21 protein-coding genes are annotated in these 15,563 nt (G+C 60.9%); 13 read left to right on the plus strand and 8 right to left on the minus strand.

Features of this window, described 5'->3' with window-relative positions; genetic code table 11:
- Positions 1–45 precede the first annotated feature (45 nt).
- From IPM54_25050 to IPM54_25095, 10 genes are all read left to right on the plus strand, one after another.
- On the plus strand, positions 46–2,640 hold the full coding sequence (locus IPM54_25050) for a tape measure protein (GenBank protein MBK9263058.1): 2,595 nt from the start codon (positions 46–48) through the stop codon (positions 2,638–2,640).
- Complete coding sequence (locus IPM54_25055) at positions 2,637–3,329, plus strand: hypothetical protein (protein MBK9263059.1); 693 nt, start codon at positions 2,637–2,639, stop codon at positions 3,327–3,329. Before IPM54_25050 ends, IPM54_25055 begins: the two co-directional genes overlap by 4 nt.
- A complete protein-coding gene (locus IPM54_25060; protein ID MBK9263060.1) occupies positions 3,326–4,579 on the plus strand; it encodes a hypothetical protein in 1,254 nt (417 codons plus the stop codon). Before IPM54_25055 ends, IPM54_25060 begins: the two co-directional genes overlap by 4 nt.
- The gene (locus IPM54_25065; GenBank protein MBK9263061.1) at positions 4,566–4,979 is read left to right on the plus strand and encodes a hypothetical protein; all 414 of its coding nucleotides are present in this window, start codon (positions 4,566–4,568) and stop codon (positions 4,977–4,979) included. The genes IPM54_25060 and IPM54_25065 overlap by 14 nt, the downstream gene beginning before the upstream one ends.
- A gap of 7 nt (positions 4,980–4,986) precedes the next feature.
- Positions 4,987–6,156 (plus strand): baseplate J/gp47 family protein, encoded by a 1,170-nt coding sequence (locus tag IPM54_25070; GenBank protein MBK9263062.1) that lies wholly within the window; start codon positions 4,987–4,989, stop codon positions 6,154–6,156.
- Between the two features lie 474 nt (positions 6,157–6,630).
- Complete coding sequence (locus IPM54_25075; protein MBK9263063.1) at positions 6,631–7,335, plus strand: hypothetical protein; 705 nt, start codon at positions 6,631–6,633, stop codon at positions 7,333–7,335.
- Positions 7,336–7,349: 14 nt separating this feature from the next.
- The gene (locus IPM54_25080; protein ID MBK9263064.1) at positions 7,350–8,036 is read left to right on the plus strand and encodes a hypothetical protein; all 687 of its coding nucleotides are present in this window, start codon (positions 7,350–7,352) and stop codon (positions 8,034–8,036) included.
- Positions 8,037–8,039: 3 nt separating this feature from the next.
- Positions 8,040–8,417 carry a hypothetical protein gene (locus IPM54_25085; protein ID MBK9263065.1) on the plus strand — a complete coding sequence of 126 codons (378 nt, stop codon included), beginning with the start codon at positions 8,040–8,042 and terminating at the stop codon, positions 8,415–8,417.
- Positions 8,414–9,328, plus strand: a complete 915-nt coding sequence (locus tag IPM54_25090) for a collagen-like protein (protein MBK9263066.1) — start codon at positions 8,414–8,416, stop codon at positions 9,326–9,328. The genes IPM54_25085 and IPM54_25090 overlap by 4 nt, the downstream gene beginning before the upstream one ends.
- A gap of 19 nt (positions 9,329–9,347) precedes the next feature.
- Positions 9,348–9,587 (plus strand): hypothetical protein, encoded by a 240-nt coding sequence (locus IPM54_25095; protein ID MBK9263067.1) that lies wholly within the window; start codon positions 9,348–9,350, stop codon positions 9,585–9,587.
- Here IPM54_25095 and IPM54_25100 read toward each other — a convergent pair.
- The 7 genes from IPM54_25100 to IPM54_25130 form a co-directional block, all read right to left on the minus strand.
- Entirely contained in the window at positions 9,561–9,713 is a 153-nt protein-coding gene (locus IPM54_25100; protein MBK9263068.1) for a hypothetical protein, read from the minus strand. The two genes, IPM54_25095 and IPM54_25100, sit on opposite strands and share 27 nt — an antisense overlap.
- Entirely contained in the window at positions 9,710–10,147 is a 438-nt protein-coding gene (locus tag IPM54_25105) for a hypothetical protein (protein MBK9263069.1), read from the minus strand. The genes IPM54_25100 and IPM54_25105 overlap by 4 nt, the downstream gene beginning before the upstream one ends.
- Complete coding sequence (locus IPM54_25110) at positions 10,123–10,551, minus strand: hypothetical protein (GenBank protein ID MBK9263070.1); 429 nt, start codon at positions 10,549–10,551, stop codon at positions 10,123–10,125. Before IPM54_25110 ends, IPM54_25105 begins: the two co-directional genes overlap by 25 nt.
- Positions 10,548–10,718, minus strand: a complete 171-nt coding sequence (locus tag IPM54_25115; GenBank protein MBK9263071.1) for a hypothetical protein — start codon at positions 10,716–10,718, stop codon at positions 10,548–10,550. Before IPM54_25115 ends, IPM54_25110 begins: the two co-directional genes overlap by 4 nt.
- A 120-nt stretch (positions 10,719–10,838) precedes the next feature.
- On the minus strand, positions 10,839–11,108 hold the full coding sequence (locus IPM54_25120; protein MBK9263072.1) for a hypothetical protein: 270 nt from the start codon (positions 11,106–11,108) through the stop codon (positions 10,839–10,841).
- A 76-nt stretch (positions 11,109–11,184) separates the two neighbouring features.
- Complete coding sequence (locus tag IPM54_25125; protein ID MBK9263073.1) at positions 11,185–11,973, minus strand: hypothetical protein; 789 nt, start codon at positions 11,971–11,973, stop codon at positions 11,185–11,187.
- A gap of 185 nt (positions 11,974–12,158) precedes the next feature.
- Complete coding sequence (locus IPM54_25130) at positions 12,159–12,731, minus strand: hypothetical protein (protein MBK9263074.1); 573 nt, start codon at positions 12,729–12,731, stop codon at positions 12,159–12,161.
- 217 nt (positions 12,732–12,948) lie between these two features.
- Between IPM54_25130 and IPM54_25135 the strand changes: the two genes are divergently transcribed.
- The 3 genes from IPM54_25135 to IPM54_25145 all read left to right on the plus strand — a co-directional run bounded on the left by IPM54_25135 (position 12,949) and on the right by IPM54_25145 (position 15,050).
- Positions 12,949–13,287, plus strand: coding sequence for a hypothetical protein (locus tag IPM54_25135; protein MBK9263075.1), 339 nt, complete (start codon positions 12,949–12,951; stop codon positions 13,285–13,287).
- A 158-nt stretch (positions 13,288–13,445) separates the two neighbouring features.
- Positions 13,446–13,811: a hypothetical protein gene (locus tag IPM54_25140; GenBank protein MBK9263076.1), complete on the plus strand. Its 366-nt coding sequence runs from the start codon at positions 13,446–13,448 to the stop codon at positions 13,809–13,811.
- A 57-nt stretch (positions 13,812–13,868) separates the two neighbouring features.
- Entirely contained in the window at positions 13,869–15,050 is a 1,182-nt protein-coding gene (locus IPM54_25145) for a hypothetical protein (protein MBK9263077.1), read from the plus strand.
- 255 nt (positions 15,051–15,305) lie between these two features.
- Here the strand turns inward: IPM54_25145 and IPM54_25150 are convergent, their stop codons facing one another.
- Positions 15,306–15,560 carry a hypothetical protein gene (locus IPM54_25150; GenBank protein MBK9263078.1) on the minus strand — a complete coding sequence of 85 codons (255 nt, stop codon included), beginning with the start codon at positions 15,558–15,560 and terminating at the stop codon, positions 15,306–15,308.
- Between the last annotated feature and the right edge of the window lie 3 nt (positions 15,561–15,563).

Here is a 15,563-nt window from a genome sequence, read left to right on the forward strand (position 1 = left end):
CGAATTCGAACTGCCCCAAAAACGCGAGGTGATTTGACCATGGGCATGAGCGACGAAATTGAGAAAATTATTGTCGAGCTCGAAACGCAGGGTGCGAACAGCGCCTACATTGTCCATTCGCGGACGAACGACGCGCTTGGGAAACTAACAAAACAAAAAGGTCCAGAATCGCTCGCAAAATCGTTCGACGATGTCGCCGCAGCAGCGGCGCGAGCAAAAGCGGCCACCGACCAAGTCGGACCTTTACGTGATGAGCGTGGGCGATTCTTGCCACGCGGAACCCAATCCTTTCCAAGAAGCAGCACTGACGGCCTTGCAGATGTCGAAACGCAGGCCGACGGCACGGCGGCGGCGTTCGAACGAGCGTTGCAAGAGTATGAGCGCTTTGCGGCGCGAATGGAGAAAAAGCACACGCGAAACCAAGCGCTCGAAGCAGCCCGGAAAGAGGCACACGATTTCGCGGACCAAATGCGCGCGTCGAATCGAATTCCAACAGAGCTGCAGGCCGCATCGAATCCCAAGGCCATCGACTTCGCCGCGGCGCTCGAGGCCCAAAGTCGGAAGGCCGGGAGCGCCATCGAAGCGGCGGCGCATTCGGCGATGGAGGAAGCCGTTGCGATCGGCGAAGCAGCGAAGAACGCCTCGAAGCTTTCGAGCGTGTACGACGTCATCGAGAGGCGAGCAAAGGCCGCCGCGAAAGCGGATGCGGATTGGCTCGCAGATCGGATGCGAGCAGCGAACAGGATACCGACGCATTTGATGGCGGGTGCAAATCCGAAAGCGCTAACGGGCGGGCAGAAAGCTTTCCAGACGTTTTCCAGGACGTTCGGGCCACGGGCAACGCAGGGGCTCGTATCAAGCGTGGAAGCGCTCGAGAAGATTGGCCCCATTGCGGGGAAAATTGGGCCGCCCTTGGCAAGTGCCGCCATTGGCATCGGAGCGCTTACCGTTGCGGGCGCTGGCCTTGCAACCATGGCAGGCGTGAAGTTCGGCAAAGCGGTTGTCCGTGTGCAAGGTTTTCGCGAAGATATGGTGACGGCTTTGGAAGCCATCACCGGGACGGAAGCAAAGGCAAACGCCGTCATCGATCGTGCAGCATCAACGGCCGACTTTCTGCGAAAGAAACGCGGCGAAACCGTAGGGCAGTTTACGTCTCTTATGAGTAAGGGGTTCGATGTAGACACCTCGGACAAACTCATCCGGGCAATGGCCGACATGAAAGTGAAAGCCCCCCAAGCAAAGACGGATGAAATGCTTTTTGCCATCGGGCAAATACGATCGAAGGGCAAGCTGCAAGGGGAGGAGCTCATGCAACTGAATGAAGCGGGCCTCGATCGGGGGAAGTTCATGAGCGTTTTGGGTCAGCAAGCTGGCAAAACGGCGGCGGAAATGGACAAGCTCATTTCGGCCGGAAAGGTGTCCTACGACGTATTTGAGAAGGCCTTTTTCGGTACGCTGAAGCCCGAAAAAGGCGTGTTCGGAGAACTGGCGCAAAAGAAGGCCAGAAACAACATTAATGGGCTAATCGAGCAACTGCACGACATTCCCGACAACATCTTTTTTGACGTCAAGGCTGGCACGGGAATGGATGGCGTTAAAAACACGCTCAACTCCATTATCGATTGGTTCGACGTCAACAACGGCAAAGGCAAAGAGGTCCGAAAGGTTGCAGGAGACCTATTCAATGCCATGATCGAGGGCCTTACGGGGGAAAAGGTCGACACGAAGAAAGGCATTACAGGAACGCTTGATGCAATGCTCGCGGGAGCGAAAGAGGCCGTGCCAGTGGTGCGTGAACTTGCTGGTGGCGCCCGCGAGTTAATGGGGATCGCAGGTGGCATCGCTGGCGCGGTGGGCACGTTCTCGGAATGGACGGGCGGGATAGGCAACATCGGCTCCGCATGGCGGGGCCTGACCTTGCCAGCGCGCGTATTGATGGCTCCGCTGACGGGCGGATTGTCGATGCTTCCCGAGCTCTACCAGGGTATCCGCGGAATCGGAGCGCTTCTCGACGGCGACACGAAGGGTGCTATGGAGCGCTTCAAGAATATGCTTCCTGGCGGCGCATTCCTGGAGAGCTTCGTGAATTCGACATCGGGAGCGATCGAATCTCTTGTCTCGAGCATCAGAACCGGTGCAGCGAACATGTTCGAGAGCGGCATGGCATATGGGCGAAATCTCTGGCAAGGGCTTGTGCAAGGCATTCAAAGTGGCATCGGTGTCGTCGTTCAATCTGCGACAAACCTAGCCAATGCAGCGCTAGGCGCCGTGGGGAGCACATGGCGGGTTGGAAGTCCGGCGCAAGCATTCGCAGATCTCAGCGTTTGGGCGGGCCCCGGCATGGCGCGCGGTTTCAGGCGCGGCACGCGGCACGCCGTCTCAGCGGCCGAATACATGGCGATGGCCGCATTGTCCGCATCAGCTACGGCGCCGGCCAACATGAATGGCAACGCCAGCGCGCTGGCAATGAGCGGCGGCAGTGGCCCGAGCGTCGTCATTCACTTCTCCCCGCAAATCATCGTGTCGGGCGCGAGCTCGCCGGCGCAAGCGCAGGCCATTGGTGGCGCGGCGGTGCGCGGAGCTCGTGAGCAATTCGAAGCGCAGCTCGGTACCGGACTTCGGAGGCTCGCGTACGGATGATCGTCATCGACGCGCCCTCCATTGCACCGTCCGGCCCGTGGGTGCAGTTCATCGTGGCCACGCCCGACGGCACCTTCGAATGGCCTCCGGAGCCCTATGGGTGGGGCGCCGCGCTCGTGAAGGTCAAATCGAAGTCCGCAAAGGACAATCAAAAGGCTGCTGGCAGGGGCAAGGCGAAGACGAAGAAATCGGGCCCGCAACCGCTCGAGGTGACGATCGAAATGACGTTCACGCGGGCGCGCTTCTCCGAACCCCTCGGCGCATGCGCGATTTTAAACGCGCTCGATCCGAACAACCCAAACGGCAATGGCGGCCCGTTCGACTTCATGAGTGCGGACTTCAATCGTCGTTTGGGCAAATCGATTGACGTCGACGAAGTGGGCGAAGTGGTTTGGCAAGGGCACAAGGGGACATGCACCATTACGGCCAAAGAGTGGGTGCCGGAGCCGCCGAAAGAAGCCGAGCAAGGCACGGCGACCCCAACGAAGAGCACCGAACACACGCCAGGTGACGAAAACGCGGCAGTGCCTCAAGAGGGGACGAAAACCATCGCTCGAGGCGGCCTAACAATTGATCCCGCACTTTCGGCGGCCGCTCGTGCAGCCCAAAAATCCGTCACGCTAACACGTGTGAAATCCGTCGCCGCCCGTGGATTCGATGGCCCCGAAAAACCAACGGTGAAACCATGAGCACGGGAACGTTGCGCACCGAAGACGACCGCGAGTGGACGATGCTCGACGGCACCATCGTGTTCGTGCTCCGCGGGATTTGGACCGTCCGCGCGACCATCGACGCAGACGAAGACGATCCGCTACCAGTCGGGCCCGTGACGGTCGTTCTCGCAGCCGACAACGATGGCGAACCCGTCGAGCTCGGAGGCACCATCCTCGAGGTGGATGCGACGACGTTCGAAGGGCGCGCCACCGCTCTCATCGTCGGTGGCAAAGGATTGCTCGCAAAGGCACTCCTCACGCCGCGCACGTATCAGCAAGCCCCGCAAGAGGTGCCCATTGCGTCAATCGTTGCGGACGCGATTGAGGAGGTTGGCGAGCTGCTCGACGATGACGTGGCGGTCGCGACGCTCTTCGTGCCTCGATGGCATCGGATTGGCGGCGTCACAGGGGCGCAACTGCTCGATCGTCTCGCCGATCGATACGGGTTCAATTGGCGCATGGGCGACGATGGCCTTGTGAAGCTCGCCGTTGACGAATGGCTCGAGGCGGACGTCGAAGACGCCGGACTTTTCCTCGAGGGCCCAGAGGACGCTATCGATCGGACGATCGCCGGGTCGGTCGCTCGAGCATCGATTCGGCCTGGCACGACGATTCGGGGCAGGCGCATTGAAGAGGCCGTGTACGTGCTCGACGAGCATGGTCTGCGCGCTGTTTTTCGCTGGGGAGACGGCACGGGAGCGGGAGGCCTGCGCGGCGACCTCGAGGCAGCGACTCGGCGCGCGATGCCGCCGCGTGCGTATCTCGGGACTCACGAGGTCACCATTCGCCGACAGCACAACACGGGCGAGCTCGACGTGGAAGCCGACGACGCGAACATCGGCGGACTGACGAGCGTGCCGTATTATCCGGGGCTCGTCGAGTGTCGGCTAGCCGTCTCTGAAGGAACGCGGGCGCTTCTGTGTTTCATTGGTGGCGACGAATCGAAGCCGGCGATCGTTGGATTTACGCGATTCGAGCAGAATCCCGCCGCAATCGAAAACGATTACGCCGTCGCTCGCGTAAACGACACGGTATCAGTTGGCACGTTGACATTCGTGGCGACGCCCGACCCCCAAGGCGGAATCGGATCGATCACGATCACATACACGCCACCAACGGGGCCGAACCAAATTGCCATTGTCGCGCCGAGTACCACCACCACCATAAACTTGACCGGCGTCATTTCGACCGGGTCCCCAAAGGTGTTTCTCCGTGCCGGCAATTGATATCAGCAGGCTCGTCGACACGTCGACGTTCGACGCGGAAGGGCGGCCGGGGCTCACGTACCGGCGCATTTATGGCGCACGCGTACCGCTCGAATGGTTCGTGCGCCGTTTCCTCGCGCCTCGTGATGGTCTGCCGTGGGCGCTCGGACATTGCATCGACTTGCCCGCGTTCGTGAACGCTACGCCCACATTCGCGCAGCTCGCGCAATGGCGTGCGGCATTCGATGCAGAGGGCTCGCGCACCGAATACGTCACACGTGTGTCGTCAACGTTGACCCTCGGTGAAGACGAGCGGCTCCGATATGCACCCAATGTGACGCTCGGAAGAACGGGCACCTTCCCTTTGCTCGTAACCATCGACAAGGCGGGCGACATTCTCGCGCAATTCCCAATCCTGTGAGGCGACGATGCCGACCTACGAAGAAACCATTGCCGTTACCGATGCCACGACGCTGCAGTCGGAGATGACCGCGGAGCTCGCCGCGAATGGCGTGACACTCACGGGATTCTCCCCAACGAGCGCCGAACGTGGGCTGATTGCGCTCGACGCTCGAGCTCGTTCGGTCGAGCAAGGTATTCGCGCCGAAGTGGTCAAGTCGGGCTTCTTGCTCGACGTCGAAAACCGCGACGAAGCATGGATCGATCTGCAAGTATACGGGTTTTTCCGGGTCGCGCGGCTACTCGAGACACGCGCCCGTCACCTCTTCACGTTGACGAATCAAAGCGCAACGGGCGGCCCGCACACCATCAAGGCCGCGGGGGCGAGCGGGCCCGGAATCTCTCTCGAGGCACAGGCCATCAATGGGCAACGGTTCCGCAATACCACGGGCGGCGTGCTGCAGGCGGGCATTGGCCAGACACTCCATCTCGAATTCGAGGCGCTCACAGCGGGCCTCGAAGGGAACATCGCCCCAGGACAGATATTCAAGCTGCTCGGTGGTGCTCTCCCGGGTGTCGACATATCGAACAGCGTCGACTCGATTGTGGCGGCCGCTCGGCGCCGAGAGACCAATCGCGAATACGTTGACCGTGCCGTATCGCGATGGGGAACGCTCGCCGCCGGAGGGCACGTCGACGCCGTCACCTATCGGATTTTGACGGGCATTGAAAGCCTCACCAAACTCGGCGTCCGTGACGACAACCCCAATGGACAAAGCTCCGTTGAAGTGTACCTCGCGAATGCGGCCGGGCCCGCGACGAACGACGAATGCACTGCGGCCGCCACCTTGTTTGGCCGGTATGAACCTTTGGGCTCCCGCGGCCGATGGCTCTATCTGCCAGCCGTTGCCCGGGTCGTCGACGTCGAAGCGACGCTCGAGCTCGACGGCACGAACCCGAATGCTATTGCGAACGCGAGCGCAGCCTTGTCCCTGCTTGCGGCCCAGTGGCCAATGCGCGCAGGCGTGAAGCTAGACGAGACCTTGGTGAAGGCAATCATTCGCGGCGGCGCGTTCGAACAGTACGTGATTCCAGGTTTCCGCGGCGTCGGCGACGCGGACACGGTCGCTCCGCTTGACGACGTCGTTTTAGACGTGGGAGAAGTCCTCGTCTTCAACATCAATCTGACGGAGGCGTAATGCTTCGCGAAAAAGCGAAATTAATCTTGGCGGGACTGTGTGCATGGGCGGCGAAAGAGCTGCAGCACGACAAACCGCAAGAGGATCGTGAAGAAACCGAATACCGCGTCGCGATCACAAACGCGGGTGAACCCGTGATCGAAGTGGTGCGCGCATCGTCGCTGGAACAAGCAGCGGAACGCGCAGCCAATGCGTTCGCGCATCGCCGACTCGCCAGCACGAACGAGCGTTCATGGCGCGTCAAAGCGCTCGTGAATGATTCGCAATTCGACATCGACGTGAGCTATTATTTGCACGCGGAGATCTGCGGCAAAATGAAAGGGCTGGGGGGGGGGGGGGGGGGTGGGGGGGGGGGGGGGGGGGGGGGGGGGGGGGGGGGGGGGTTTTTTGGGGGGGCGGGGGGGGGGGGGGGGGGGGGGGGGGGGGGGGGGGGGGGGGGGGGGGGGGGGGGGGGTGCGTGGAGGACGCGGGGCAATGAGTTTTCTCGAGGCGCGCGTCGCCGATATGCGTCCCATTCGCTGGCTCGGCGAGCTTGCGGAAGGGATTGCGCGCGCCTTGGGTACCGTACAGGACCGCGAAATCGACCTGCTCAAAGCGGGCGTCAAAATGCGCGTCCCGGACCATTGCCCCGATGACGCGCTCGGCAAACTCGCTCCCACTTTCCGGCTTCCGATTTTCGCGGGTGAGCTTGCCGAACGGCTACGTGGCCGAATGCAGGAAGCCTTCCCGACGTGGGAGGACGCCGGCCTTCCTGAGGCCATCGAGCGGTCGCTTGGTGGATATGGTGTGCCAACCGTCGAGGTTTTTCATTGGCAGCAGTGGCACGAGCCGGACGATGATTGGTACTCAAAGTTTTGGGTGTTCATTTCGGGCCTGTTCGGGTCCCTTAATTGGGGCGAATTCAATTGGGGCGATGCTACATGGGGCAGCACGGCGACGCTTGCGGAGAAGCGCGCAGTGCTCGGGCAGGTCGTGTTTTGGAAGTCGCCGCAATCGCTCCCCGTGTCGGTCATCGTGGGCCTTGGCGGCGGAATGATTTGGGGCGTGCACAATTGGGGCGATGAAGTTTGGGGCGGCGAAACGATTCAATGGCCGCTCTCGAACTTGTGGGGGGCGGATTGGTGCGCGTGGGGTGCATTCAAATGGGGGAATGGTCGGTGGATCACGGGCGAGATTTGAGGAGGTAGGGTAGCATGGCGGAAACATTGCTTGTCGAATCACCGACCTGGAACGGGACGTATCGCTCGTTCAATGGCGATGGCACGTCCACGTTTTGGACGAATTCGTTTTTGCCGCTTTGGGGCCGCTTGTGCGCGATTGCCAGATATCTGCGCACCGATGCAACGATTCCCATTGCGGGCGTGACGCTGCAGGGGATCACGGCTGGCTCTGGGGCCAATCTCATTGGCATGCCACCCTCCTCAATCGGTGGGTGGAACCCCGGTTCCGAGGGAGTTGGCACGCTGTTCGCTTTCCTTGAAGCATCGTTTGGCGCAATCTTTGCCCTCGATGCGCTCAAATTGCCGCTCGCTGGCGGCGTGATGACGGGACCGCTCGTGTTTCGAGAGCCCGTGACGCTTTCGTCGAGCTCGGGCACGCTCACGCTCAACTTCGAGTTTGGCATCGTCCCCGACGCCGCAGCCCCGAGGACGTACACGGTTCCAGCCCCATCGTATAAAGGGCAATGGTTCATCCTCCGACGTAATGTTGTGGGAGGCGGCAATAACGTCGTCATTCAACGCGTGGACACGACGAACATCGGCACGCTGCCCAACAGCGGAATCGGGTGGATCCTGTTTGCCGCGCAAGACGATGGCGCGAGCGGTATGGAATGGTCGGCATGGCTTTGGGGCGGTGACGCAACGGCGTTGGGGAGCTGAGCAATGCGAGAATTTGCTGTTGTGCAAGGGCGGCGCCGTTCTGACGGCGAGATTATCCCGCTCGATTGCAACGATCGAGGCGAGCTCATCGTTGCGGCAACGCCGGCGCGAACCCCGCTCGTCGCGACGCTCGAGCTCACAAGCACCGCCAAGCAGCTCACCGAGGCGCTGCCCGATGGCGCAGAGCATTCCCACGCGGCTTGGCGGCTCGTCGTACCAAACGGCGGCGCAAACGCGCTCTGGGGCAATGCTTCGACGCAGGTCCTCAAAGTCGACGCGGGAAGCGATGACACGATCCCGTCGGCGACCTTGGCCGGGTGGTTCGCCAAGTCGGACGGGGCCAACGTGACCATTACGCTCATCGGCGCAGAGGACGTATGAGCGGGGCGGCATTCGGAAACCGAGGCCCGAAGGGCAGACCGGGAAGCGCGGGCGAAGCAGGCCCCCAGGGCCCTCAAGGGCTCTCCGCCACCGTCTTCGATTACGAGGCCAACACGGGCGCGACGAGCGGCTATCCCGGCGATGGTCAGATCATCTGGAATAACGCGACACAGATCAACGCGACGACGATTTTGATTTCGAGTCGCGAAGCGCTTGGTCGCGACATCGGCGCGCTACTCGGGTTTCTCGAAACGACCGAATCGTTTTTAATTCAACAGTCCACCGAGTCGACGGTGCGCCAAAAATGGTCGGTTACCGCGACGCCGACGTTGGTCGATCAGGGGCTGTCGACTGAACACTGGTCGATCCCCGTGTCACTCGTCGATGGTGATGCACAATTCGCTGCTGGCAGAGATCTCCTTGTGGCCATCGTAAATGGCATTCAAGGCCCGCAGGGAGAACAGGGCCCACCTGGTAACGACGGTGCCCAAGGTGAGCAGGGACCGGCCGGGCCGCTGGTTGGCGAATGGCACTTTGGTTGCTCAGCGCTGCCGAATTCCACCTCATACACCTATTTTGATTTTGGTGGCGACCACGGCTCGATCACACAGGGCTCGCTGCGTGGCATTCGTTCCACACGCGCGCGTACGATAACTGAGATCCACTTCGGTCACACGCCGGGCACGGGCACGGCGGTGTACAGGTTCGAGGTCCGGATCAATGGCGTCGACACGGGCGCATACCTTGATGTCGCGATGACCGCGGCGGACGGCGACACCACGAGTGCGCCCATTGCGCCGGTCGCGGTTGCAAAGGGCGACGTCGTTTCGGTTGTGACCAAGATCCTGAGTGGATCATGGGCCGGAGCAGACAGCAATCCGACCGCCACCCTTGTGTGGTCAGCAGCGTGACGCCGTGGAAGCCGCCGCAATGCGCCTACTTGAAGCGATTGCATCCCCGTGGACATGGATATTGATCCTGCTTTACCTCGTTTTTCTTGGAAACGAGCGGCTCAAGGTCCACGGCATTTTGGATACGGCATGGCGTGGGGCGCAAGAGGTTGGCCGAGTGGCCGATCGTCTCGGCGCAATCGAAAAGAAACTCGACAAAGTAATCGAGGCGAAGTCGGCGCCCGACGATTCGTCAATTCGGATTTCGATTCCGAAGTAGCTCGTCGAGTCGAGTTTCGAGCGCAGTGATGCGCGACATGGGACCGCTCCACACGGCCCACATCCCAGCGCCGCCGACGATGACGCCGGCGGCGAAGCTGAGCGCGCACGCGAGCACGGTGGTCATCGGCTCGGTGGCCGCACCGTGGTGCGCTCGCGGTTGACCGGCGCCGGCATCGTCTGCTCAAGGCTCGAGCGCGTAACCATCTCGCGCGCCATCACCTGCAGGCGCACGTCAAGGTCCTTGACTTCGCGTGCATGTCTTCGGTGCTGCTCAGCGAAGCATCGTGAATCCACGGCCTGCTGCTGCTCGAGCTGCGCAAGCCTCGGGGCGAGCTCGCCGCTCTCAGGCCGCATGAAGGCCTCGAGGCGCCCGACCCGAACCGGGATGACGCCATCGATGGCGAGCTGCTCGTCGAGCCGGGCCTTGAGCTCGCGGGCGTGCTGCTCGGCCGCGGAGAGGCGTGCGTCCATCGGCCGCACCTTCACGACCCAAAGGGCAATCAAGGCGAAAGCAAGCATCAAGCTGACCCAAATCAAACAACCAATGAGGATATCCACGGAAGCCTCCTTCTTGGCCAAAGCGAGACGATGATCAGCGCCGTGCAGACGACGATTTGTATGTACGGCACCGCCCATTCATTGAGCACCGCGAAAGCTGGCAGTGCGGCAATGTCGGCAGCTCCGGACGCGAACACAAGCAAACCGAGAATGGCTGGTTGAGAAAACCGGTGGCCGTCACGAGCCTCTGCGTAAAGCTCCGCGAAGCCAAGGGCGGACGATATCGCGGGCACGAGCACTCGGGCCGGATGCTCAATGGCCAGTTCGACGCCCGAAAGCGATACGTAGAGGTTCGCTGCCAGCGGCCACCCAATAGCGAGCGCAACAATCTTCGAGTGGCGCGCCGCGAGGATTGCCGCTGGCAGGAGAAGCGCGACAGCAGTACGCAGGAGGAAAGCGTTCACTCCCCGAACTCCTGAGCCTCCGGTGGAGGCGGTGGTGGAGGGGGCGGTGGTTTCACGATGGTGAGCGCCGTCCTCGTAGGCTCGAACGCGGGCACACACGCGGCCGCGGTGGCGCCAAGCAGCACGAGCGTCATCGCGACGCCGGCGAAACGCTTTCTGGACTTCATGGGGAAGCTCCTTTCGAGGTTACGGTACCAGAAATCCGCCAAGGCTGAGCGACGATTTTTCGGGTTGGTGATCGCTCGGCCTTGGCGAACGTCTCGCGTTGGCTACAACGCCCAAGTCAACTAGCCAATGTAACGAATTCCCCACCGAGGCGGCCCACCGTTTTCGTCGTCGACACGGTAGAGTTGACGGCCATTCACTGGCCCCATTTCGGAAACCTCTTGAAGACGTTGTTCCAACTGCGCTTCGAGAAGCTCCATATCTTCGTGTTCCGAAAAGATCTCCTGCAAGATTTTGGAGGAAACACTAACCTCGAATGCTTGCAGGAATTTGTTTGCATCGACTTCTTTACCGTCCACGAAGATTCGTATTTCTGCGTTCGCGTTTGACATAATAACCTTCCTCTACCGTTTCGAGACAATGCCACCCGATATGCGTATCATGTCGGGTGGCGGGATCGAACAGACGCTACGCCGCCACAATTGACCTGGAAACGCGACGCACGCCCCATCGCGTGGTCATACCTGCCTCCTTGAACACAACGCGACCATCATGCGGGGGCAGGTTGATCAACGTGCGAAGATACCGACCGACACGAATGTCGATGCTTTGAGCTCCCTTATGCGCAACAAACTCGTCAATGTGTTGGGCGATCGCGATGCGCATAGGGCACCCAGCCCGCCGTTGGCTGCTGATTTCCGCAAGCAACTGGCGCACGGCTATGGTTCCTTCGTGGGGATTTATTTCCCATGCGAGTTTTTCCAACGGAATGAGCAACGGCGCGTGTAAAGGGGCTTGAAGGAAGTCTTCTTGCTCGGGCGGCCGCGGCTTCGTTTTGCGAGGTTTCATGTTGGCGAAAACGGCCGCTAATTCTTCGCGCACGACCTCGCGAACCGCTGGCATGAGCGAGGCGCTATGTGAAAGGATCCCACGTCGAGCGAGCATGAAGACCTGGATCATCTCCTTCGTGAGTGCGATAGCGTTCTGTGTCTCGCTCTTCGTCACGATAAACAGGGCTGCCGCTTCCGTGAGCCAGTATGCACGACCCGGTCGGCCACCCTTCTCCGAGGTTTGCACCACGGTGGTGAGAACCTCGTAATCATTCAGGTTTCCGGCGCTTACGTGCCTCGCTATGAGGTCGCGAATCTTGCGTTCGCGTCCAATGCCGAGCCGCCGTGCCAACTCGACGTCCTCGACTCTCGGCTCATCCTCGCCGCTCACCTTTCCCAGCGTCCACCCATCGATGTCGATTTTCACGAGTTTGGTTTCGTCTGCCATATTCTATTTCCCTCTACCGATTCACGAGACAATACCATCCAATACGCCCATCATATCGAATGGCACACGGCATCCACGGTGATGACCACCCCGAACGCGAAGCTTGGTTTTTCTTGGAATGCAGCCGCGCGAGAATGGCGGCGGGGGGCGGGCGAGCGATTGGGCTACTTCATTACAACACAGTCGCGGCCCATAATATGACCAAGGGTGAGGCCATCTATTCGAGCACTCAATCGGACTGGATAACCAGCACGCACCTCCCCGAATGCCTTTTCCTGTCCACTTTTCGCGTAACACCACAATGAGTTGAGGTCGAGTCCGACGCCCGAACGAACCTCGATGTAAACATCGTCGAATACAGTCTTCTGGACATCGCCCGCAATACCACGAACGGCCACTCGTTTGCCCTTGTAGAGCGAGTCCGCGCGCACTTCGTTCGTCCGGTATACCTCGTAAAGATCTTTGGCCTCGACCTGAATGTCGGGCGGCGCGTTTGCTGCTGAATTGCCGGCTGCACTCAGCAGCACAAGGCATCCCCCGCCGAGCATGAACATCGCGCCCATCGCAATCGCCCAAATGGGTATGCTGCTCGACCTTTGGGCAGAGGCGATTTGACTGTTTTGAGCGCACTGTGAATGCACGGGGCCGGTCGGGTATGCGACAAAGTTTGGCGGGTAGACGAGCTGGTGGCACTTGAGGCAGGTGCCCACAGGTTGCGGGTATTGCTGGTAGTTCATGCGCAACATCGTACGCACCGGTGTAAGCCCGATGGAAGTTCGTCGTGACGTTCGGCTGTCGATTTTGCCCCGCCCAGCACGGACGGAATGACGTGACCCTGATCACGTGGACAGCTTTTACCGGACGAACGTCTCGTGTAGAGCCTCCAACATGGCCAGCATCTGGGACCTTGTCCTGCTCGTACCCGCCAAACATCTCACGACCGACACACGGTGCATGATCTGGCTCGAAGGCCCAGAAAAGCACGTGCAAGAGGTTGTGGGCGAGTCCCACTATCAACCACAGTTGCACCGTGTGACTGGTGGCAAAGCGTGCACAAAAGATGCGCCAATTCTTACGGGCGCGTGGCTCATCCCAGAGTTCGACAACCCCCATGACGACTACGCTGTCAGCGTTTGGATCGGCGACGGCAAAGTCGGCCATCTGCCGAGTTACATCAACGAACTAGAGTTCGGCAAAACGAACGATGGTGGCGATGACTGTTTGCCGTTGACGTCCATGGCGAAAACGGACAGCCTGAAGAGCGACCCTTACGACGGCTACCGAACGGCGTGAGGGACGATGAAAATACGGCGGACTCTGGAGAGCTACCGACTCCCCAGAGTCCAACGGCGCTCGACTGCCACGACCAGGACGAGCCTTGTCGCGACGTCACGCCGCCGGTGGCCCGATTTTGCCACCTAAGCCCAACCCCGTACGAGCGAGGTTTGAACGTGATTACGTCTTCTACGCAAAACGCGGATCTCGTCAACGATCGTGAAGATGCGCCCGATCCCGCGCCACCAACGAGCCGAGATCCAGGCTCGCCCTTCGTCCCACCTGGGCGCCGCCACGCCCTCCCGATTCGGACGAGGAACGGCAACGCAGCGCCCGCAGAGATGCTGCACCACGTACTCGGCGCGTACGCCGACGACACGCTCACCGGTGCGCTAAATGAGACGCACATCTTGATGGAGCTGCTCGCGGACCATCTCGCGTCGGATCGGCACTGGGGCACGCTCGCGAACCACATCGTCGCTCGCCTCGAAGTTTGTCGCGGGCTTGCAGAGCGACTCGACCTCGATGGAGGTGCCGCATGATGCGCAAGGACAACGTCATCACCGTTGGAGGTCAAACGAGTTTGGTTATGACGAACGATGCACCGGTATGACGATGATGGCAACAGCGAAGCGCTCGCAACGGTCGAGGCCATCGAGGCGGTTCCCGAGCACTTCGTCTCTATCGAGCTGCTTGCCCCAAGGTTGGGATACAACCATAAGCGCGGCGCCGTTGCGGCGTTCAAAAGGCTGGTCGAAATCGGCAAAATCAGGGCAAATGAGTTTCGCCGAGAGCTCGGCAAAACCTCCCCGGTTGGCGGCAGACCCGAGAACGTGATTTGGCTCTCTCCAACTGCAGCGATCGAACTTGCCATCGCCGCGGGCACTCCCGAAGCGGATGAGTGGCGACGGGAGCAGATGGCGAAGCTCGTCAAACCGGCACCTGGCAACGACAGCAAAGCGATGCTCGCCAAGTCTCAGCAGATGCTGGACGAAGCTCTCGCTCTCCACCAAGACATCGCCCGCCAGCTCGAGCTCGATAAGCGCGTGAGGCAGCTCGAGCAGCGACGCGAGCGCAAGCCTCGCACGACGCTGTCCACCGGCGCCATCGATGGTGCATCGCTCGAAGCATCGCTCAAGGCGTTGCTCGATCAGACGGGCCACGACGCGGGGATCACCATCCCGGACATCGCGCGGGCACTCGAGTTCGAGCTCGACGACGGCTTGAGCAAGAGACTCGGCATTCTGCTCGCGCGGGCCGGGTGGGTGCCAACGCATCGCGTGCGCGTGAACGGCACGCAGCAACGCGTCTATCGGCCCGGCATCGACGGCGAGCAGGTCATCGACGAGATGGAAGGTGCTCGCGTCGACGCCTCGCGGGGACATCACGGTGCGGGAGGCGATGGCCGCGAACCCAGCCCTCGAGCGATTCGGCGACACGCCGCACAAGCTTGGACTCGTGCTGCGCAACCTCCACGGCAAGACGTTCGGCGGGCGTCGGCTCGTATGCATTCCGAGCCGCAAAGACGTCGCACGCTGGTTCATCGAGCGCGACGAATAGGCCCATTACAGCCCCTTCACGCCCATACGCCGCAAGATGCGCGTCATCACGGCCATGTGATACACAGGCCAACACGGGTGGTTGTCACCTTCCGAGACTCCCGAAAACTCACGAAGCATCACCTGCGGAACCAAGCCGACTCGTGCCCCTGTTTTGTTGGAGCGCATTCGCGCGACGAGCGGCCCGGAATTTCCTCGAAATTGCGCATACGTAGGGTCTAGTTTCCAGCCGCATGCCGTTTCGACCCAATAATGGGCGTGCCCCGCGGCGACGCCGGCGGCATAGCCATGCCAGCGCAGCACACGCGCAAGGATACATGCCGCAATGGTGCATGCTCCGCTGAGATTGCGGGACACTGACCATGGCACAATGCGGGTAGGCCACTCAATCTGAAAAGCATTTTGCTCGTTTTGCGCGGCCAACCGCAACCTCGTGCGTGAAGCGCAAGGCTTCTGATTTCGTGAGCTTGCGGTGGGTCAAGGTTCAATCCACGTGTAAACGCCCTTGCCGTGGTGTCGCAGTGCCCGGATTTCCCCGCACCTCGCACGGCCCTCGAGCACATCCAATTCGTCCGGCGTCGGCGCCTTCGACAGATATTCGGCAACGCGACGATCGCGTTCTGCCTCCGAAACGTCATCACCCTCTTTACGCACCTTTTGGGCCACAACCTTGTCGCCGTCCCATTTGTCGACGAGCTGAGCGGCTGGATGGTCCTTCCAATTCGATGCCATGTG

This window comes from Polyangiaceae bacterium, assembly GCA_016715885.1.
In the GTDB taxonomy this organism is placed as follows: Bacteria; Myxococcota_A; Polyangia; order Polyangiales; family Polyangiaceae; genus Polyangium.